Below are 21,960 nucleotides of genomic sequence, written 5' to 3'. Positions count from 1 at the left end.
GGAAGGTGCGAATAAGCAGGTCATTTCTTCCCAAGCTGACTCGCTGATTAAAATTTCGCGGATCTGGGCCGATTTTTTTCCCGCAAACACATCGAATCAGCCTATTTAGGCTATTTTTTCCACCATTTCTGGCGTTATTTCCGGTTTTTACTGAGATCTCTCCCACTGACGTATCATTTGGTCCACCCGAAACAGGTTGGCCAGGGTGAATAACATCGCCAGTTGGTTATCGTTTTTCAGCAGCCCCTTGTATCTGGCTTTCACGAAGCCGAACTGCCGCTTGATGATGCGAAACGGGTGCTCCACCCTGGCACGGATGCTGGCTTTCATGTATTCGATGTTGATGGCCGTTTTGTTCTTGCGCGGATGCTGCTTCAAGGTTTTTACCCTGCCGGGACGCTCGGCGATCAGCCAGTCCACATCCACCTCGGCCAGCTCCTCGCGCTGTGGCGCTCCTTGGTAGCCGGCATCGGCTGAGACAAATTGCTCCTCTCCATGAAGCAGATTACCCAGCTGATTGAGGTCATGCTCGTTGGCCGCGGTGGTGACCAGGCTGTGGGTCAGGCCACTCTTGGCATCGACACCAATGTGGGCCTTCATGCCAAAGTGCCACTGATTGCCTTTCTTGGTCTGATGCATCTCCGGATCGCGTTGCTGCTCTTTGTTCTTGGTAGAGCTGGGTGCCTCAATGATGGTGGCATCCACCAAAGTGCCTTGGGTCATCATGACGCCTGCTTCGGCCAGCCAGCGATTGATGGTCTTGAACAATTGACGGGCCAGTTGATGCTGCTCGAGCAGGTGGCGGAAATTCATGATGGTGGTGCGATCCGGCAGGGCGCTATCCAGGGATAATCGGGCAAACAGGCGCATGGAGGCGATTTCGTACAGGGCATCTTCCATGGCACCGTCGCTCAGGTTGTACCAATGCTGCATGCAGTGAATACGCAGCATGGTCTCCAGCGGATAGGGCCGTCGGCCATTGCCCGCCTTGGGATAAAACGGCTCGATGACAGCGGTCATATTCTGCCATGGCAGAATCTGCTCCATGCGGGAGAGGAAAATCTCTTTTCGGGTCTGACGGCGCTTAGTGCTGAATTCACTATCGGCGAAGGTGAGTTGATGGCTCATGATGTCCCTCTGGGATGCGCTCCGGATGAATATGATGATCTCATATCAGGAACTTGTTCGCACCTTCCCTAGCTAAAATGGGTTCAAAATCGAGCCCCGTTTGCAGATGAATAATATTCAGCAAATCACCAACAATACCGCGTAACTCACCACTGCGATCGACCAGCGTATAGGGCGAGTAATCTGGGTTGATTAAAATGCGGATAACATGCTTTTTCTTCAACCACGCTTTTTCCTGATCGGTGAAAGGAATAGGCGCATTCAGATAGGCAAGGTTGCCGCGGTTCAGCCAGTTCTGCATGACTTGCATATGAATTTCATTACTGATTGACGTAATGAAACCATCAAGAATATTTCTTAATACAGGCTGATCTTCGTTAACGACAAAATAATTATATTGTTCTTGCTTATCAAAGTAGTGCGTAATAACCAGTGATTGTGAGAAGTATCGAGAGATACAATGACTGCTGGTGATATTGTTACCAATATAATATTGGTTATCGCCATTCACTACCGACGCCATAGCCTGATACTCGTCGTCATAAAATGAGACTTTAGCCTCAGGAAAAGCCCCCTGGATAACATCGATAAAAGGGCAATCCCGCACACACGCGACGCTAACCTGATGGTTCGTGGTCAGCGGCAGCAGAGTGTTTTTTAGCGATGTTACAAGCGTCGGCCATGTGGTCAGCAATGCCGAAGTGCGCAACAGATTTCCGCCAACATCCTGGCGTCGTGACAGTTGGGTTATCAGCGTATCAACATCGTTATTGGAGAGCGCGGCCTGCGCCTCTTGTTCATTATCATACTGCTTTATAATGATTTTTAGATTGAGGTTCTTTTGCATTAACGCAAGGTAATCCGCGTTGACGCCCCGATAATATTCACCGCTATTTTGATAAACAATGGGGGAGACTTCCGGTAACCAGGTGCCAACAACCAAGGTTTTTTTATGCGCTAACCAGTTTGTTTCTTCCCTGTTCAAGCCGATATTTTGCACTGAGGTATTATAGTTACTTTTTAGCTCAACTTGCCGAGCTGAGCTTACACCCGTAGACAACCCGATGGTAAAGATGACCATCAAAAAAATAAAAAAGCGTTCCAGCATTACTCTATCCTATTTTATTTCTCTGCGCATAATCATAAATTTCCATTAATGATGAACAATCTAATTTTTCCATCAACCGGCTTTTATAGGTACTTACCGTTTTATTACTGATATTCATTTTGCTGGCAATTGTGCTGTAATCCATGCCATTAAGGATATAACGCAATACTCTCATTTCCTGGTTCGACAACGTATCAAGCTTATCCTGCTCGCTGACGGATGAACCAGTAAAATGCTCAAGGGAAAAGGGAAAATAGCTATAGCCATTTTTTGCTGCTTCGATTGCGGCAAGAATATTATTCATACCTTCTTTTTTACTCACAAATCCGTTGGCACCGTATTCGGCGCTACGTTTGCCGTAAAAAAATTCATTTTTGGCTGAAATGATAATGATTACACCAGCATAGTGCCGCTTTCTCAGCTGCTCCAGCACTTCGATGCCACTGATACCCGGAATATCCACATCGATAATCAACAGCTCCGGTTTGGTTTTTTCAACGGTTTGAACCACTTGATCCCCACTGTCGAGTTCGGTGGTCACAGCGATACCATTGGTATCGAGTAAGTTGCGGATGGCAATGCGAGCCAATGGGTGATCGTCAACGATTATCGCGTTCATTGCGTATAAGAATCCCGATAAATAAAGAGAGGCGATGGCTATAGAGCAGGTGAGTCTTCAATATTATGTTTTATACAACGTAAGACTTTAAGCGGAAAATTCTAGCATAGCCACGCGTATATTTTATTATTTTTTCATAATTCGAATGAATAAATCATAAAAATAACATTATAATTTACAAAAATTAAACTTTAAACCTTTGTGAACATCAAATCATTAACACAATATCCAGGGAATATTCCTACACATGTAGGACAATGCTTTCATTTATCACGGTTTATTCTTAATGAGATATTTAATAGATCGGCACAATAGGCGCAAATGCACCTACAATAATGGCTACACAGCCGTATATTCTTATATGTTATAAGACTCGCAAAACAAACAAATATTATTTTTCAATAAGTTGCACGCATTTGCTTTTGGTGGATTTTGTTTCTGCATAAAACTATTCTACACTTGTCCTTGTACATATATAGCCGATGTAGCGTATTGATGAATTACCCTGTGAATGACTGTGTTAATTAAAAAAATGTGTTTTTCATACTTTCGGGTGATAACAACTTTACTAACCTGAATTCTGGAGAAACTGTAAACACAGAGGAATCGTACACCGGCACAACCCGGCGGGAAGACAAACCGGCCAACGTTAAAAGCATCACTTTCACATTCTAAGGAGAAAATAGGTTACCAGAACAGCAACTTACGCTTCCCTTCTGGTAGTAAGCAAAGCAATTGATTGATGGCGTATAGCAAAATGAATCAAATACGAGAATCATTAAACAATGTTGTATTCCCTGACACAATGCCTGACGCATGGCCTTATCAATCCTGGTGTTCACCTGAAGATATTGATACCGATATTACATGGTACTCATTTACTGAGCTGGATTTGATGATCGAAGCCTGGCTGGGTAAAGACTCACTCATCCCGGTGAATAAAACCATATGGGGTTTTGTGAACGAAAATGAACCATTAATCCAGATAGTTATCCACGAAGATATTGCATATATTGCAATTAATCACAGATTCTATTCATGGGTAATTATTGTTGCGGGAGTATACAACTTAAACATCAGTCTCGATCTTGCCTCCATATTTAAACACACAGCCTTAGCCGATACAGCACTATGCATTATAGCCAATCGCGTTGACATACATTCAGTAGAGGTTTCTCTTAACACCGCCCGATCTTTTATGAACTTTGTTTTCTTTCATGAATTGGTTCATTTGATGTGTTACCAACATCAATACATCAAGATGAATGGCAACCAACTTCCGTATATCAGGACCATGGAGTTTATTGCCGACTTTTTAGCGTACGAACATTCACTCATGCCTGTAACATACGAATATACCGTACAAAAAGACAACTGGGATCTGCAGATGAGCACCGCTCGATGCCTTGGCTTTGTCATCGCGTCCTATTTCATCATTAAGACGAAACAGATCAACAAGTTAAATATATATCCATCCATAAATGAAAGAACCACCTTGTTGCTGAGTTATATATTATCGCCATCTTTAACGCGGAGTGAACGGGAGGGATTACTGCTAAAATATGAAGCCAGTGGAATAATGGATGCTTATATCCGGCGAGGAAAGTTAGGATTTAATATTGGCAATAATGATTCCCTCATCTCGACTGACTATTCTGCATATCGTTGTAATTGCAGCAAATGCAGTGCATTCGCCAACGAGATATGTAACAAGGCCAAACCATTGAACAGCGAAGTATTAAACCATATGAGCATTTATACAGAATGCTTCCCTAAAAATAAGGTTTTTTACCCCTTTCCTGTTATAGATAAAAGAGATAACAAAACATCTCATTTTTGTAGTTTACAAAATCCTATACTGTTTTCCTTAGAGAAAACGATTAAAAGATCCTCTGCATTTCTTTCCAACCGATTCCTGAGTTTCCACTAAGAGCCTAATGGGATAGGCTCTTAATCACTTATTTCCGTCATCCTTAATGTGGCTCTGGAACAGCAGAGCCACAAGAGACAGCCATCTTCCCCCCTTACCTGCTCACCGCCGCTGACGGTAGAAAAACGACAATGGCCGCGCAACCCCCGTCAGGTACAGCAACGTCCCTTATGATTGAGCGCTTTTAAGATTAAAGCTCACCATTCCCGATATCTCAGATCGGCAAGCGACAGGCACAGGATCTGAGTTTTTGGGAATAACTTCGCGAAAATGGAGAGAAAACGACGTTTTTTTTCGGTTAAGCTATGTTCATGCTTTGGCGTTACCCCATGGCCGGAATCACTATCCAGGAACCCAACCATAATGGCAAAAAGTACCCCGCAACTGCCGCTCGACCCACATATGTGTCGCAGCTATGAGAAAAAGTCGCGAAGTCCGCTGGCGCTCTATTCAGAGTATCAGCGTATGGATGTCGAACTGCGGGCACCGCTGGCCATGACCTACAGCCACTGGCATGGCCAGGTTGAGGTGAACGTGCCATTTGATGGTGATGTGGAGTATCTTTTTAATGACGAAGTGGTGAAGAGCAAACAGGGTTTTATCACCTTGTTCTGGGCCTGTACTCCCCACCAACTCACGGATGCCGGGCACTGTAAACAGATGGCCATCTTCAACTTACCGATGCATCTGTTTTTGTCCTGGCCGCTGGACAGGGAACTGATTAATCACGTGACCCACGGGATGGTGATTACTTCGTTGGCTTCACAGCAGCTGAGCGCGTTTGAAGTGCAGCGTTGGCAGAATGAACTCAATAGCGATAACGAACAAATTCGCCAGTTAGCCATTGATGAAATCGCGCTAATGCTCAAGCGCTTTAGCCTCGCTGGCTGGCGGCCGGTACTGGGTAACAAAACGTCGCGCACCCAGAAAAACAGTATTTCACGGCATTCACAGTTTTACGTCAGCCAGATGCTGGAGTTTATTGCCGCCAACTGCGACAAACAGCTTACGGTTGATGCTATTGCCGAACACGTTAAGCTCAATCCCAATTATGCGATGGGTATTTTTCATCGGGTGATGCAACTGACGATGAAACAGTATATTACCGCGATGCGCATTAACCATGTGCGGGCTTTACTCAGCGATACGGATAAAACAATTCTGGATATCGCTACAATTGCAGGTTTTCGCTCTAGCAGTCGATTTTACAGCTCGTTCCATAAATACGTCGGCATGCCGCCACAGCAGTATCGAAAATTGAGTCAACAACGCCGACATCATTCACCTTATGCCGAGGGGTAATTTATTCACCAAACGTTCTCTTACCTTACTACTAAAATATAAGCACCAGAATAGCAGGTCAAAAAAGATAATCTGCGGCAGTTAATAAAATAGGGTTCAGCCATGAACTCTGGCAACTATGTTGCTCAGACATGAGTGACCTGTAGCAGGTATTTATTTGACGTGTTCAACCATTAACGATTGGGATGGAATTATGGAATTAAATAACTGCACCGCCAACAACAGAAAGCCATTGTCTTTCTTTTTGTCAGTTTTACCCATGGTAGTCATGCTGGGCGGGATTAGTATCGGATATTTTATCTTCAATATTCGAGCTGAGCCCATGATCCTGATGGGAACGGCAACCGCCTCATTTATCGCCATCGCTCACGGCTATACATGGGAGGACATTCTACAATCTATTTGCAATAAAATATCTGAAGCGCTGCCGGTCATATTAATCGTCGCCAGTATCGGTTTCTTAATTGGCGCATGGATGGTGTCAGGCACTATTCCAATGATGATTTATTATGGTCTGAAGTGGATTAATCCGCAGTATTTCTATATTTCGGCATTTATGCTGGGAGCACTGATCTCAGTATGCACCGGTACCTCCTGGGGTTCTATCGGGACCGTTGGTATTGCCATGATTGGCGTAGCGATTGGTCTGAATGTCTCGCTGCCCATTGCCGCTGGTGCTATTGTTTCAGGCTGCTGGTTTGGTGATAAGCTCTCACCGGTTTCTGATTCAACCAACATGGCTGCACTGGCTGCCGGGGTAAACCTGTACTCGCATATCGGCCACCTGCTGTGGACTACCGGCCCGGGTTTTATTATTTGCTGCGTCGTTTACAGCTATATGGGCATGGGCATTGATGCCTCGTCCAGCGCGCCAGAAAACATTACCAACTTGATGAATTCTATTGGTCAGATTTATCACTTTAATATTCTGCTGCTACTCCCGCCGATCATCGTTTTATATGGCTCACTGTCAAAAAGACCGCCCATTCCGATGCTCTTTTTATCTACGATAGTCTCAATGATTTTGGCGTTAGTCTTTCAGCAATTCACGGCATCCTCTGTCGGCGAATCCGTTGTCAGTGGCTTTAAGCTCGCAATGCTTACCGGAGATAATCTGCCGACACTGTCTTCCGATGTTTCCCGCTTACTGGAGCGAGGCGGCGCTATTTCAATGTTTAGCAGCTTCGTTACCGTTTTCAGCGCCTTTAGCTTTGCCGGGGCAATGAGTGCGACAGGCTCTCTGCACACCGTGATAAACGCGCTGACAAAAGGCGTTAAATCCACATTCCGCCTGGTGGCTACCACGATTGTGACGACATTTACCATCTGTGCCTGCACGGCAAATGGGACCTTACCGTTGCTGCTGTGCGGTGATGCCTTTAAAGAGGAGTACAAAAAACGAGGTCTTGCGGCAAAAAACCTCTCACGAACCACTGAAGATGCCGGAACCGTTGTCGAACCGATTATCCCCTGGTCTGCCTCAGGCGTTTATTGCGCCACTATGCTGGGCGTTGCCACGCTTGATTACTTGCCCTGGGCAATCCTCTGTTACAGCGGCGTCATCTTTGCCCTACTGTGGGCGGCAACCGGTATTGGCATTGCTAAATATGAGCCCAATGAAGCCACTGAGAATATGGTTGAGCAAAAATCATAAACTACTAAATAGCTAAATCTTAGCTATCACCAGGGTAAATTAAATATATCCATTAGATATACATAAACATTCTTCGCTTTTGCGTTGCTTACACTATTTTCAGAGACTTTCCAGGAGTCAACAATGTCTTTATTTGATGATATTGTCACAAGGGATGTTAATTGTCGCAAATACGGGCAATTACAACAGATGTACGGTACCACCGATGTATTACCGCTGTGGATTGCAGATATGGATTTTGCGACACCAGAGCCAATCATGAGCACGCTGCGTTCGGTGGTATCGCAGCCTGTGCAAGGCTATAACCTGGATTATCCACAATGGAAAGAATCTGTTATTCATTGGTATGCACAACAGTATGATGCCGATATCAAGGCACACTGGTTACATTTTATTCCCGGTGTTATAAAAACTATCGTACTCTCTTTAATGGCGCTTACCCGTCCAGACGATAATATTTTAACCTGTACGCCAATCTATGATCCCTATCCTAATCTGGTAAACACCAGCGGCAGGAATTTGATTCAGACGCGCCTCATTGAGAAAAACGGGCACTATGAATTTGACTGGCATGATTTCAGCGAGAAACTCAAGCAGTGCAAAATGTTTTTGTTCCCTTCACCGCATAACCCCGGCGGTATGGTGTGGTCGCGGGAAACGCTGGAAAAAGTAAGCCACTATTGCCAGCAGGCTGGGGTCATCATTCTGTCTGATGAAGTGCACAGTGATTTAACCCTGCCAGGAAAGCGCCATTTGCCGTTTTTTACTGTTGATGAAGCGCCAGATAGTCGGTCAATCGTACTTACTTCCATCAGCAAGACCTTCAATACGGCGGCGATCCAGGGCGGAATCGCCATTATTAAGAATGATGAATTACGCCATCAGTTCTACCACTTTCTGGATAACTGCTACCTTGCAGAGACGCATTCATTGCAGCAGGCGGCCATTTACAGCGCCTTTACCCATTGCGCCGACTGGCACCAGAAATTATTGGCCTATCTGGCCGACAATGTAGCGTTTGTAAAAAGTGAAATCGAAAAGTACTGTCCCTTGATTTCCATTGTGTATGGCGGCGCGTCGTATCTTCTGTTTCTGAATGCGGGAAAAATGGATCTCAGCGATGAGCAGCTAAGCGCTTTTTTTGTGCATGACGCCAGGCTTGGCCTGTCACCTGGGGCGCAATATGGTCCCGGTGGAGAGGGGCACATGAGACTCAACGTTGGCTGCCCACGCCCGGTACTGGTAGAAGCGATGAACCGGCTAAAAGCGGCATACCAGAAATGGCAAAACGCATAGCGTACATCACACGATTTGCCCTGCCACGGTGGGGCAAAATCATCCAAAGATGTTGCTGAACTGCTATAAAGTCTTTCCCTTCTGTCGGCTGGTGTTAAACTGGAAAGTGTGATCTTCATCATAACCTGCTTAAACAGAGACAAGAGACACTGCTATGCAACATATCATCGAGGGCTTCCTCAACTTCCAAAAAGAGATTTTCCCTCAACGCAAGGAACTCTTCCGCAGCCTGGCATCCAGCCAGAATCCTAAGGCACTTTTCATCTCCTGTTCCGATAGCCGCCTGGTACCAGAACTCGTTACTCAGCAAGATCCAGGACAGCTTTTCGTTATCCGCAACGCCGGTAATATCGTACCGTCATTTGGTCCGGAACCGGGTGGTGTATCCGCAACCATCGAATACGCGGTTGTCGCACTTGGCGTAACGGATATCGTCATCTGCGGTCACTCCAATTGTGGCGCGATGAAAGCCATTGCCGATAGCCAGCCCCTGGATCCGATGCCCGCTGTCGCTCACTGGCTGCACTATGCCGATGCCGCGAAAGCCGTGGTCGATAAAAAAACCTGGGATAACCCAATCGATAAAGTTAATGCCATGGTGGAAGAGAACGTTATCGCACAGCTTAACAACATTAAAACGCATCCTTGTGTCGCGGTTGGGTTGCGCAATAATGCGCTTCGTCTGCACGGTTGGGTGTATGACATCGAAAGCGGTGAAATCCGTACCCTGGATAAAAACAGCAAAACCTACGTTTCCCTTGCAGATAACCCGCAGGTGCATTTCGAGTAATTCCCCCACTGGAGCAAGGATGCTCTGGACATCTCCTCTCCCTATTTCTGTTAGTGGACAAAAAACGGGCTTGCGACTAGTTTTAAAGTAGCCACTGGTGTTCCACATCGGTTTTCGCACATTTATACAACATTGCGACAGGCTCATTCACTGAGTCGCAAACAGCTGTTCATACATGGTGCTGGCGATAAAAAGGATCAGGTGCAAATGCAAACAAAAATAAAAAGAATAATGGATAAGTTATTTTATCATGAGTCGTGGGACATCATGCTTATTAAGGATAATGGTACACACTCATTCCCCGACAACACTCTGGAGATATTAAGCAAATCCACTGCGCAGCAGTTAAAAAAGAAATATACATTTCAGGCCGATCCTTTTCTGATTGAAAAAGATGATAAACTGTATGTTTTCTATGAAGCTCTTAGCTTTCGCAACTCAAAAGGCACGCTACGATGTCGCGTTCTTGACCGTGAACTGGTCGAACTTGAAGATATTAGGCTTGAAGGCTTTGACGACTTACAGTGTCATTTGTCATTCCCTTATCTGATACATATCAACGATCAACTGTTCATGATCCCCGAGTCTTCAGAAAGAAAAGAGGTAATACTGTTTCAGTCAATTGAGTTCCCTGCACGCTGGAAGCAAGTTAAAGTTTTAATCTCTGATACCCAATTAACCGACAACGTATTTATCTCAATTAATGAAACCTGTTATCTGTTGTCCACCACGATGGATAACGAAATAATTATTCATTCAGCAGATCATATTTATGGACAATGGCAGCGGATTACCCCCTCATTGAAGGTGAGCAATCCCCATCATCGAGGTGCAGGTGCCTCCTATCAGGTCGAAAATAAAATGTACTTCCTTACACAGGAGTGCACGCCTGAAACTTATGGAAAATCAATCTATATCAAAGAATTAGTGACACTAAACGACACTAATTTTGCTGAAACTCTGATCGAACAAATCAATTCGTCGATCAACCACAGTGACGGCGTCCACACGCTGAACTTCTCAAATAACTATATTGTTTATGATACAAAAATAAACAAATTCAGCTTTTTATCTATACTTAAAAAAATTTCTTATAAATGCATGGTGAGGTATCGCAATTATTACCTTACCAAACGTTACCAATAACGCGTTCTCTATGGTACTGGCGTGAATCAATCCCCGTTTATCTGGAGTCTGTATGGCAATTCTTGTCACTGGTGGTGCAGGTTATATTGGTTCACATACTGTGTTAACGCTACTGGAAAGAGGCGATGATGTCATAGTCATCGATAATCTGGCGAACGCCAGCAGAATCTCGCTGGACAGGGTCGCGGAACTCACCGGAAGAGAGCCCATTGTCTATATCGCCGATGTTCTCGACAGGCAGGCATTAAAAAACATTTTCGCCGACCATAACATCACCGATGTCATTCATTTTGCGGGACTCAAATCAGTTTCAGAGTCGATAAAAGAGCCCCTCGCCTACTATGAAAACAACGTTACCGGAACGCTGGTTTTACTGGATGAGATGCTGGCCGCTGGCGTTAATCGTTTCATTTTTAGCTCATCTGCCACGGTATATGGTAATCCAGAAAGCGTACCGCTGAGCGAGCAATCACGCACGGGTGGTACCACTAATCCGTACGGCACGTCTAAGTTGATGGTCGAACAAATTCTGGCCGATTTCTCACGTGCACAACCCAATTTTCGCATTACCTGTCTGCGCTATTTCAACCCGGTTGGCGCCCATCCATCAGGTCGGATTGGTGAAGATCCTAACGGTATCCCTAATAACCTGGTTCCGTATATCTCCCAGGTCGCGATTGGTAAGCTGGAAACCGTGTCTGTGTACGGTAATGATTATCCAACCCCTGATGGTACCGGTGTGCGAGATTATATTCACGTCATGGATCTGGCGACCGGTCATTTAGCCGCGCTGGATTGCCAGAACAAAGGTGCGGCTTACAAAGTGATTAATCTCGGTACCGGTGTCGGTTATTCCGTAATTAATCTGATTGAGGCGTTTGAAAAAGCGGCGCAGACAAAAATAAACTATCAGTTTGTCGCCAGAAGACCCGGAGATATTGCCGAATGTTGGTCTGACCCATCGCTGGCATACAAAGAGCTAGGTTGGAAGGCCATCTACAACCTTGATGAAATGATGCGTGACACCTGGAACTGGCAAAAAAATAACCCGAATGGGTATCGAATTTAATGTTCTCAGCAGCGAGTCTGACCGTCAGGCTCGCTGCTGTGTCTGACTAGCGTACCGTTATTGTTGACACCCGGTACCAGCCGCTGCTCTGCTTCCCTTCATTGGCAAAGTTAATTCTCGCCGCACCCGACTTATCCAGCATCGCAACCTCAATCGCGTATTGCCCTTTCGCCAGTCGGCCTGGCATAGATAACGCATAACTGACCTGATACTTACCGGGGAGCCAGCGGCGAATATCCTCCGCGGAATTCCCCTGTGCCACCACCTTATTGGCGCTGTCTACGACCCGGAATGCCAGCATGTAAGGCAGATAAATCGGTGCGATACCCTCATTGTACCAGGTACTGTTTAATGTCAGCGTTTGTCCGCTGTCCCACACGGACTCATGACTCAGGGACGCAAGGCGAAATCGATAGCCCAATTTGGTCAGCGCATCGTCGACAATCGGTCGATAGTCGCTGGGTATCGTTCTCGATTTCAGGTTAATGGTACTGGCGTGCTGCTTGACCGCCCAGTCAAAAATCCCCTGCACTTCAGCACGTGTATAGTGAAAGGTGTTCTTCCAGTCCTGCATATACGAGCAGATCTCCAGACTCACCGGCGCACGTTTCCAGGCGTCGTTGAACCCTGAATAACTCTGCTGTGCAGCCAGCAATCGCTGCGGGTAATCATCAGCCATATGGTTCCAGGAGTCTGAAAATACGCGTAGGTCTCCCCAACAGTCCGCACGCCATCCTGCCCCACGCGCCACCGCATTCGCCAGACTTTGACCGCCGCTTATCAGCATGGTTTTTGGTGTCACCGGAAAAGCAGAAAAGTGCATCGCGACGTAGCGATCCAGTTGCGCCGTGGTGTATCGCTCCAGTAATGGCTTCAGGTTCGGGAAGTTGCTGTTATGCCATTCTCCCCACGATCCCACCATGCCAATATCAACAAACGCGAGATTCTCATTACCATCGTAGCGCTTACCAAATGCGTTCAACAGACGCTGACTGTATTGAATAAACAGAGGATCGTCTAAATCCGGGGCAAATGTCTTTTTATCCGGCGTCCAGGTTCCTTTCACGCCTTTTTTAATCAGCCAGTCAGGAATTTGCGAACCGCTTTCCGGCTCTGCCAGAGCCATAAAGCGTAGCCCGACATTCATCGCAGGGCGATGTGCCGCCGCGTATTTAAAGGCATCATCCACCAACGCAAAATTGTACTGGCCTTCGACTGGCTCCAGATCCCGCCAATAAAAACGCTCGTATTCAAATCCGGTATTGGGATAGTCCGCCAGCCCCAGCGTTTCACCGTATCCCTGATGAAAACTTGCCACGCCAATCCCCGGATTGGTTAACGGGCCCGTCAATGCTTTAGGGGTAACGGTCGTCAATGCGGCCATAACCGTCAGCGGGAAAAACATGCACAACAACGCACAAACCCATTTACGCTTCATCGCAAAGACGTCCTCCACCAATTTGTTAACGCTAGCGGTCTTTCAGACTTAACCACCAGTCCCAGATACCTACGTGAAAATTTTGGAACACATCAATACCTAACGCGGATTTGATCATATACAGCGTCAGCAATATGCAGCAGGTGACGAATAGCACGGCAATCAGCAGCAAAAAAGTGAGCAACATTCTCGACAGGGTTGATTCCTGGCGATGCTGGCGGCGTAAATCTCTGCCAAACAAAAAAACCAGATAATAACGCTTGCTGAAAAAAGGAAAGCTTCTGCGAATATCGATCTGATGCCGCGAAGTCAGGGTTGTAGCAAGGAGCGCTTTTTCCACCCCTTCTTTTTGTTCAGGGGTCAATTCCTCCGCTATCCGCTCATCAAGGTGAGCGTAAAACCGTTCGATGGCAGGAGGACGATTTTGAGGACTGGTCAAAATTAACCTATATCTTTATCAATGGAGTGGTAGACGTTAACCGTCTTTTTGGCGATTTCATGCCAATTGTAGTTTTGCAAATATACACCATAGTCCACGCTATTTGCTGTTGCCCCTTGGCCTAATTTTTCAGCCAGACCGGTTACATCTCCCACCTTAAAATAGGCCTCGGCGGGCAGTTGAACTTCAAGGTTAGCCGGAATATCACTGACGACGGCCGGAAGAGAAAATGACATTGCCTCCAGCAGCGCAATGGGCAATCCTTCATGGTATGAGGGCATCACAAACAATTTAGCCTGCGAAAACACCGCCTGAAGTTCGTCACCACGTAAAAAACCAGTCATCACAACACCTGGCGTGTCGGCGGCAAGCTTTTTGAGGCGCACGCTGTATTCGGTCGGATGATCCGCATCGCCAATTAGTACTAACGGTATGGTCAAACCACTGTGTTGATAAGCGGCGATGGCATCATGCATCCCTTTTTCTTCCACAAACCGCCCAACCACCACGAGGTAGTTTTTCGGCTGCAGCCCAAAGCGGGAGAGCGTATTGTCGATGGTGAGCTGTGATAATAACCGCGGCTCGTTCACGCCATTGTGAATTAAATGCGCATCATAGCGACCGTGTTTTTTCTGGATCAGTTGATTAATAACTTCAGAAATCACAATCACCTCGTTGGCATATCTCACCGCCCAACGCTCACCCAGCAACAATATTTTTTTGGCTACATATCCCCATTTCTGGCGATCGTAATCGGGCCCGTGGTGGGTAAAAACCACCTTTTTACCCATCACGCGTAAGAGTGGGATCACAAGGCCAGGGCCGATAGCATGGACATGCACAATATCCGAATGGTCGATACGTGTCCTAAACGCCGCTATAACGGAATGGACAATAGCTTCCAGCGAGCGCTTTTTGGGTGCCCACAGCGCGTAGGTTTCGACTTTTTTATATACCGATAGTTTGTAATTTACATATGGCGAGCGAGCGATCACGCAAATATCCACGTCGAACTGCTGTTTAATGGCAGGATAAAGATTCTGACAGTGTGTCTCCACACCACCCAATACATCGGGAATACCACGCGTTCCAAAAACCGTTATTTTTTTACTCATACTATGGCCTGCTCAGCAGTTCTTTATACAGCGCCTGTAGGGTATCCATATGTTTACTCAGCGCATATTTTTCACTCAACCGTGCACGACCTTGTAAGCCCATATTCCTCGCCTTCTCAGGCGAGTCGGCCAGAGCGTCCATCGCATTGGCTAACTCATGCACATTACCCGGTTCGAATAAAATCCCTTCGACACCGTCACGAATTTGTTCCGGTATACCGCCGATGCGCGACCCGATAACCGGTTTGCCTAAGGACATCGCTTCTAATATCGCCATAGAACAGTTTTCATAGCATTCTGAAGGCAGGATCACCGCTCGCGCATGCTTAATAAGCTTATCGAGCGCCTCCCCTTGTTGCACATAACCTAAAAACTCAACATCAGGGTATTTGGCGGCTAATTCATCATGCAACGGACCGTGCCCCACAACTTTCAGCGGCGCGCTGTTCCGCATTTTTTTATGCGCTGCCAACAACGTTGCCACGCCCTTTTCACGGCTCAGACGGCCAAAGTACAGCATATAGCCTTCATCGCTTACTTCGGCCAGGGGACGGCTATCATCAACGCCATTGACGATGACATCAATGCGCGAATTTGGCAGCGTGCGCAGCAAAACACCGCGTAAAAAAACGCTCGGTGAAACAATCACATCCAGTGCCTGATAGTTTTGTGCAATGTACTGCCAGGTTGCCTCCAGGGAGAGCAGTAAACTTTTTGAGGCTGAACCTTCCTGACAACGATACCTGAAGGCGTTGAAAACCGTTCCGGTAATACAGGAATCACACACCTTGCCGTCGCGCAGCATGGAATACGCGGGGCACACAATCTTATAGTCATGCGCAGTCAGCACCGTTTTGCAGCCAAAATTGCGCGCAACTTTAATCAACGCCGGTGTTAACTGATGGTAGATGTTGTGAAAGTGGACGATATCCGGGCGCTCTTTTTCTAAAAGCGCCAGCATTTTTTTGCAGGCCTGCGAATTATGAATAAAGTTAACCGCCGTTTTGATACCACCCAGCAGATTGCTCGCTTTGTGGTAGTCCACATTACTGACGAAATAATCCGTATAGTCTGAGGGGAAATTATTCTCATGCTGCATAGAGAAATCTATAACCTGCACTCCGGCCTGTTTCAGCATATCGCGCTCTTGAAAATAAACCGTTTCCGCGCCGCCTTTGATGAAAAAAAATTTGTTAACCAATAATACTTTCATGGCGCCTGCCCCGGTTATTCATGAATGATTTTACTGTTAGGCGGAGTCAGCGGATCGCGTACCGGATAAAAAATACCTTTGATCAGCCCCGCTGAGCGTACGATTAAATTAATAACGCTTTGCAGCCCATCTGTTAACGAGCGGTTTTGCACAATCTTCAACAAAGCAAACGCCAGTAATGGTAGAAGCGCAACGGCAAACACATTGATATTTAAACTGAGCAGCGCCACAAATAAGAGAATAAGGTAAAGCGCAAATACCGCCTCATTCTTCACGATGTTGAATGACTGGGAAAACCAGGGCTTCCCCCAACTACAACGCAAAAGCTCACCCGGTGCCTGGTAATAACCGCTGGTCCAGCGCCGCGCCAGCATCTTAAACGTCGGCAGCGTATGTGACGTATGGCTGAAGTAAGGAATATCCAGACGCCGCAGTTTATAGCCTGCTTCGATTAAACGCAGGCCCAGTTCAGCCTCTTCATACGCGTGCAAATTACGGTTAGTAAGATAACCAATTTTTTCAATTGCCGACCGACGATACAGGCCACCGCCACCCAGATGATCGCTATCCCCGAGTGGATAGATTTTATTAATGCGTTGCTTTCGCGATTTAAATTCATAGTTAACGGCATCGTCCATTTCAACGGTTCCCGCAACGCCTGCATATTCTGGTTCGGCCTGCAAAAACGCGACCGCCTGATCCACAAAGCCCTCTTCCAGTTCCATGTCGCCGTCCATCAGCAGCAGATATTCCCCTTCACTATACAGATAACCTAACTGGTGCCCGACGCCACAGCAGCGATCGCCAGGGTCAGTTAAGGACACTACGGTCACCCCTTTATCGATCGCAAGCTGTTGGGTGTTATCCGTTGACAGACTATCTGCCACAATAATTTTGTGTGGATAATCAATAAGCTGCTTACGGATACTGTCAATCGTCTTCTCAATACATTTAGATTCATTGAGTGTTTTAATACTCACTGAAATAAACGGTTTTTGGTCCATACAATTACCCTACGCAGCGAAGGACGGTTCGACGAATCACTAAACTTGATCCTAGTGATAAATAGAACAGGAATTGTAACATCGGTGTAATCATCAGTATCTGGCTATAAGGTAAGCTAATTAAGCAACTAATCGCAAAAGCGTTAAACGCCGGTGCAAAGCTCAACAACTGAAGATCCTGCTGGTCCAGTTGCTCAAGCATCAGTAATGGCTTTGGCTGACAAACCTTCAGGATATAAATGAATAAGCTAATAAAGAGCAACGTGCCGATCACCCCCACTTCCCACAGCAGCATACTCAGGGAAGTCGAGTCAAGAATTAAGTTGTAGATAATATTCAAAAAGCCCGGCGACACCGTACTACCACTGTTAGTTGCATTGAGTCCGTAGCCAAATAACGTTCCTGAAAGCCCCCACAGATCGTTATTTTTCAACCAGAACAGGAACGTCGTAAAGCGCCCTAACTCACCGGTAGACATAATGTAGTTCGGATCAAAGATATAGCTTAAGGAGTCGATAAAAATACTTAACGAGCTTTTCGATGGATCGCCACCGAACGCCGTAGAATAATAGTACGCGAGGATCACAATCGACAGGCTAATAAGCAACAGCATTCCCGCCACAATAACCAATAACGTCTTCAGATTGACCTTACTAACGTCTTTGACGTAGCTCGGTGAAAGCCACACCCACGCCAGGAATATAGGCGATAGCAGAATGACAAACTTTACTTCACCAATGATGCATAACCCGATACCGAGAACAATATGCAGCGCCATGGATTTGAACGTGGTGAGTCCATGCTTAAATTCTGAGACTTTTAACAACATAATTAACAGGCAAAACAGGCCCATTGCGGCAGTATTCCCGCCCCCCATGGGGTCACCGCCAAACGTGCCAACCACGGAGTCCCATTTCTCATCTTCACCACGCACCGCGACGCGCTGGGGAACGACCAGTAACACCTGATAAATCATTACCGGAATCTGCGCGTAAAACACCCAATACAGATAGCGCGTTGCGCGGTAAATCTGTGACTCCCGGCAAAAGCCCAGCAGCAAACAGATCATCACCAGCGACAGCGCAATTTCGTTTTTAAATGCCACAATCGCGACGGTGATCCCGCCCTGAATCAGCGTCGATGCTCCAGCCAGCACCAGAAACGAAAAGTACAATGCCAGGACAATCGTCTCCTGGGCATCCAGATGTAAGGAGCCATCACGCGTCTGCATCACCAATAATCCCACCATCAATAAGGTGAGGAAAAAAGGTATCCACAGCACTGACTGCATGCCGGTAAAGTATTGCACCAGGCCACACAGGATCAGCGTGACAAAGGTATAAACCTGTAAATAGTATCCGGTATTAAGCGTCATAGTATCACCGGCTTGTCTTTCAGGAGATTGGCTCGCTTATTCATTTTTAGATAAATGAAGGCGTAGCGAATAAATGTCAGTGAAGAAAACAAGATGACCGACGTTGCATAATCTTTATAAAAATAGGGCGTCACAACAAAAGCGAAGAGTACAATCGCCAGCTGTTCCAGTTGGATGCGCAGAAAATAGCGATGGGAACCAAAAATAAGCTCTATCACCGTCAGAGGGCTTATCGCCAGCGCCGGGAACAAATAGGGCAACATGTAGCGTGACGTCTCAATGGAGTTAATCCAGTCTTCGCCAAAACCGAGGCGCATCACAATCGGATAGAAAATAAAAACCCCAAGGGTACAGATAACCCCTAATACCAGCAATAGCATACGTACCTTAGTATACTCCTGATAGTTAAAGGTATTATTTCTGAAGTCGATAGACCATTTGGAAAAAATAGTATTGCGCACCGCATTCCCGATGATCACCACCGGAGCCAGGCAAAAGCGGCTAACCACGGAAAAATAACCCGCCGTCAGCGCCGAGAACCAAAAGTTAATCAGCATAATAGGCAAATTACTGCTGGCCATCGCCAACACTTCCGCGCTGCCCACTTTGGTAATGTGATGAATATTCTGTTTGAAAAAATGCCAATTACTGGCGGGTCGCAGATGTCTGGCCGCCACCGAACGAATATCAAACGAATGCAAAATACAGCTTATGGTCAGCACCATCGTCGCGCAGGCCCACGACCAATAAAATAGTTGTACATGGTGCGTAAGAAGGACGGAAAGTACAACGACCACAGAAACAGAAATACGCTGGAAAATCAGAAAACGAAAGTTGGCCGTGCGTAGCGACAGGTTTTCCGAGATTAAAACCCACGCCGTTGCCAGCGTCAGCAAATAGAGAAACAGGATGTTCTGGTGAAACAGCCACGCGGTGAGTACGGCGTACGGTAAGGCAATGATCGTGCTTTGTATTAAGCAAAACACGACATTCTGCACCAGTTCGTCATCCTGCTGTTTAGGAATTAACAGCTGTGATGCAAAGGTACACACCTGAGCGCCCACCACGGCGATGCTGTAGTTGAGCGCATAAAGCCCCACTTCAGCCATATCGTACTTGTGTGAAATCAACCAAATAGACAGTGCACCAATCAACTGCGAGATGACTGATGAACCGGCTATCGTGGAAGCGCTCTTCAGTAGACTCATACGCGGCCTGGCGTTGCCATCAGTTGATCGGTACTGAAGTTCAGTGAACGCAGACCTTCTTGCGTCTCAAGATCCTTTTCTTCAACTGCATTGAGCACCGCACCAATCACCACGCCGTTATTTTCCTCGATCTTATCCAGCGCGTTGGCGATTTGTCCTGCCGAACCTGCCCCGGCTTTCACAATGAAAACAACTCCATCGACGGCACGTTTGATCAGTTGAACATCCTGACTCTGATTCACAGCAGCAACATCAATAATGATGCGCTGATAATGCGATTTCAACTCGCGCATTAAGAGTTCAACATGCTCCGAAGACAGCATCAGTAAAGATGAGATGGTGTTCTTGCCGTGTGGAATAAAGTCGAGATTATCACTGAGTTTGATCCTCGCCTGTTCAAGCTCTATCTCCCCGCGTAACAGTTCCGCTAAGCCTGCAGATGTAGCTGACGCCAGCTCGGATGTGAGCCCACCAGTGTTAAAGAAATCTGCATCAATAAGCAGTGTTTTCTGGTCGAAACTAAAAGAGTTCGCTAACAGATTCGCCAACAAAGAACGCCCATCGCCGTGCTCCGTCGACGCCACGGCGAGCGTCTGTAAAGGTCGCCTATCCAGCATAATCCGGGTACGGATACCGTGCACGATATCGGCATTAAGCGGGTTCTTCATGATCATGTCCCGCACCTGCGCGCGCCCTGAGATTCCGCTAAAACGACGAATTTCACCCAACGGAACAACATTGAGCCGTTTTTTCATGCGACTGAGGGTACCGATTGAGTTATCCATTGCCGCTTTGACAATGAAATACATGATGCTGAACACCACCACCAGCATGACCACCATCAGCAACAATAAAGATTTATTCGGTTTCGCCGGTTTTAACGCGGGTACTGCAGGGTCGTATAACACCGCATCGGCATTCACGCCGGACAGCGACAGCTCCTGAGTACGTTGATAAAGCGATTTATACAGGTCTTCCATTTTATCTAACGACAGCTTTTGACTGTTCCAGGCATCCCGCTTTGACGCCATTTTCTGGAAGATCTCTTTCTGCTCATCCACCTGTTGTTGATAGTTTTTTTCGTCCGCCAGCGCCGCCAGATATTGCTGACGTAAACCGACTTTCAGCTCGCCCAACACTCGTCCGGTCTGGCTTTGGATCGACTGAACATCGGCTTCTGCTTTTAAAATGGCAGGATTTTTTGGCCCATAGACTTTACGCTGTTCGGACAACGTTCGTTGCGCCTGAATCAACGCAATGCGCAAATCCTGGATCTGAGCGTGGTTAGAGACCGAAGGCAGCGAGATAACGCTCTCAATGGACTTACCTCCCCCGTTCACCTCGTTATAGACGGATTCAGCGGCAACCCGACGCTGGGTCGCATCGGCCAGGCGATTGGTTACGATACTTAACTGCTCGGTTTCAAAACCATCGATACCGCGGAAGGTCAGCAGCCCGGCATTTTTCAGATAGCTGTCCATCTCGTCTTTTTGCTTAGCTATCGACTTCTGAATCTCTTCCATTTTTTCAAAATTCAGTTCGCGAGCTTTCTCCACCTTCAGGCGTTTCTGCTCCACCGTGTAGTTGATGAAAGCCTGCGCGACGCCATTCGCAATGTCAGCCGCAACCTGAGGGGACGTTGATTCATAGGTAATAGACGCCAGGTTCGTCGTACGAATACCAATGACATTCAGATTTTTCGCCAGCGTTTTCAGCGCTTGCTCCATTCTCAGTTGTCGACTTTCATTGCTATCAGCCCCCTGAGCACCGGCTTTTTCCCCGGTAAACTCCGGGTTTTCATCCAGCTTCATATCACGTACGGCTTGCTCCAGCACAATACGTGAATGCATCAACGCATATTGTGTTTCGTAGTAACCACTGCGCGTTGAATCGAAACCATCAACCTGTGGAAACGGAGAAACGTTATCAGCCTGCGCCTTAATCAGCACCGTCGCCGTTGAAACATACTTTGAAGACATCATGCTGATTAACGGATACGCGACGACCCCGGCAACGATACCGGCCAGCGCGATTTTCCAGGCGTTCTTTTTCAGCTCTTTGGCAAAGCGGGAGAATTCGACACTGCTTTCTCGTTTTTTGCCGTTTTCCACTATTGATAGTTTCAT

Annotated in this window: 18 protein-coding genes; 7 read left to right on the top strand and 11 right to left on the bottom strand. The window is 46.7% G+C overall.

Annotated elements, in window-relative coordinates:
- Positions 1-147: 147 nt before the first annotated feature.
- From OGY72_RS13205 to evgA, 3 genes are read right to left on the bottom strand one after another with little or no spacing between them, the layout of a single operon-like run.
- On the bottom strand, positions 148-1,128 hold the full coding sequence (locus tag OGY72_RS13205) for an IS5-like element ISKpn26 family transposase (RefSeq protein WP_000019450.1): 981 nt from the start codon (positions 1,126-1,128) through the stop codon (positions 148-150).
- A gap of 40 nt (positions 1,129-1,168) precedes the next feature.
- The gene (locus OGY72_RS13200; RefSeq protein ID WP_286547853.1) at positions 1,169-2,236 is read right to left on the bottom strand and encodes a hybrid sensor histidine kinase/response regulator; all 1,068 of its coding nucleotides are present in this window, start codon (positions 2,234-2,236) and stop codon (positions 1,169-1,171) included.
- A gap of 4 nt (positions 2,237-2,240) precedes the next feature.
- The gene (evgA, locus tag OGY72_RS13195) at positions 2,241-2,855 is read right to left on the bottom strand and encodes an acid-sensing system DNA-binding response regulator EvgA (RefSeq protein ID WP_008785570.1); all 615 of its coding nucleotides are present in this window, start codon (positions 2,853-2,855) and stop codon (positions 2,241-2,243) included.
- Between the two features lie 757 nt (positions 2,856-3,612).
- On the opposite strand from evgA, the gene OGY72_RS13190 reads away from it, so the two are divergent.
- The 7 genes from OGY72_RS13190 (at position 3,613) to galE (ending at position 12,042) form a co-directional block, all read left to right on the top strand.
- Entirely contained in the window at positions 3,613-4,785 is a 1,173-nt protein-coding gene (locus OGY72_RS13190; protein ID WP_286547852.1) for a hypothetical protein, read from the top strand.
- 363 nt (positions 4,786-5,148) lie between these two features.
- Positions 5,149-6,087 (top strand): transcriptional regulator MelR, encoded by a 939-nt coding sequence (melR, locus tag OGY72_RS13185; RefSeq protein WP_003826064.1) that lies wholly within the window; start codon positions 5,149-5,151, stop codon positions 6,085-6,087.
- A 193-nt stretch (positions 6,088-6,280) separates the two neighbouring features.
- The gene (gene nhaC, locus OGY72_RS13180) at positions 6,281-7,741 is read left to right on the top strand and encodes a Na+/H+ antiporter NhaC (protein ID WP_286547849.1); all 1,461 of its coding nucleotides are present in this window, start codon (positions 6,281-6,283) and stop codon (positions 7,739-7,741) included.
- A 123-nt stretch (positions 7,742-7,864) separates the two neighbouring features.
- Positions 7,865-9,037 (top strand): MalY/PatB family protein, encoded by a 1,173-nt coding sequence (locus OGY72_RS13175; RefSeq protein WP_286547847.1) that lies wholly within the window; start codon positions 7,865-7,867, stop codon positions 9,035-9,037.
- 154 nt (positions 9,038-9,191) lie between these two features.
- Positions 9,192-9,827: a carbonic anhydrase gene (locus OGY72_RS13170; RefSeq protein ID WP_003826059.1), complete on the top strand. Its 636-nt coding sequence runs from the start codon at positions 9,192-9,194 to the stop codon at positions 9,825-9,827.
- A gap of 207 nt (positions 9,828-10,034) precedes the next feature.
- Positions 10,035-10,973 (top strand): glucosamine inositolphosphorylceramide transferase family protein, encoded by a 939-nt coding sequence (locus tag OGY72_RS13165; RefSeq protein WP_126317533.1) that lies wholly within the window; start codon positions 10,035-10,037, stop codon positions 10,971-10,973.
- Between the two features lie 52 nt (positions 10,974-11,025).
- Positions 11,026-12,042, top strand: coding sequence for a UDP-glucose 4-epimerase GalE (gene galE / locus OGY72_RS13160; protein ID WP_198579497.1), 1,017 nt, complete (start codon positions 11,026-11,028; stop codon positions 12,040-12,042).
- Between the two features lie 46 nt (positions 12,043-12,088).
- Here galE and OGY72_RS13155 read toward each other — a convergent pair whose 3' ends face one another.
- From OGY72_RS13155 to OGY72_RS13120, 8 genes are read right to left on the bottom strand one after another with little or no spacing between them, the layout of a single operon-like run.
- The gene (locus OGY72_RS13155; protein ID WP_286547843.1) at positions 12,089-13,480 is read right to left on the bottom strand and encodes a DUF4832 domain-containing protein; all 1,392 of its coding nucleotides are present in this window, start codon (positions 13,478-13,480) and stop codon (positions 12,089-12,091) included.
- Between the two features lie 31 nt (positions 13,481-13,511).
- Positions 13,512-13,919: a hypothetical protein gene (locus OGY72_RS13150; RefSeq protein WP_003826052.1), complete on the bottom strand. Its 408-nt coding sequence runs from the start codon at positions 13,917-13,919 to the stop codon at positions 13,512-13,514.
- Positions 13,920-13,921: 2 nt separating this feature from the next.
- The gene (locus OGY72_RS13145) at positions 13,922-15,034 is read right to left on the bottom strand and encodes a glycosyltransferase family 4 protein (RefSeq protein WP_057067649.1); all 1,113 of its coding nucleotides are present in this window, start codon (positions 15,032-15,034) and stop codon (positions 13,922-13,924) included.
- Position 15,035: 1 nt separating this feature from the next.
- Positions 15,036-16,247: a glycosyltransferase family 4 protein gene (locus tag OGY72_RS13140; RefSeq protein WP_003826049.1), complete on the bottom strand. Its 1,212-nt coding sequence runs from the start codon at positions 16,245-16,247 to the stop codon at positions 15,036-15,038.
- 14 nt (positions 16,248-16,261) lie between these two features.
- On the bottom strand, positions 16,262-17,251 hold the full coding sequence (locus OGY72_RS13135) for a glycosyltransferase family 2 protein (protein ID WP_103285669.1): 990 nt from the start codon (positions 17,249-17,251) through the stop codon (positions 16,262-16,264).
- A 4-nt stretch (positions 17,252-17,255) separates the two neighbouring features.
- Complete coding sequence (locus tag OGY72_RS13130; RefSeq protein ID WP_126317529.1) at positions 17,256-18,626, bottom strand: capsular biosynthesis protein; 1,371 nt, start codon at positions 18,624-18,626, stop codon at positions 17,256-17,258.
- On the bottom strand, positions 18,623-19,834 hold the full coding sequence (locus OGY72_RS13125; RefSeq protein ID WP_149385070.1) for a lipopolysaccharide biosynthesis protein: 1,212 nt from the start codon (positions 19,832-19,834) through the stop codon (positions 18,623-18,625). The genes OGY72_RS13130 and OGY72_RS13125 overlap by 4 nt, the downstream gene beginning before the upstream one ends.
- Complete coding sequence (locus tag OGY72_RS13120) at positions 19,831-21,960, bottom strand: GumC family protein (protein WP_191236069.1); 2,130 nt, start codon at positions 21,958-21,960, stop codon at positions 19,831-19,833. Before OGY72_RS13120 ends, OGY72_RS13125 begins: the two co-directional genes overlap by 4 nt.

This window comes from Citrobacter sp. Cpo221 (assembly GCF_030332345.1).
In the GTDB taxonomy this organism is placed as follows: domain Bacteria; phylum Pseudomonadota; class Gammaproteobacteria; order Enterobacterales; family Enterobacteriaceae; genus Citrobacter; species Citrobacter portucalensis.
Note: the sequence above shows the minus strand (reverse complement) of the source record. Positions and strands in the feature narration are given on the sequence as shown.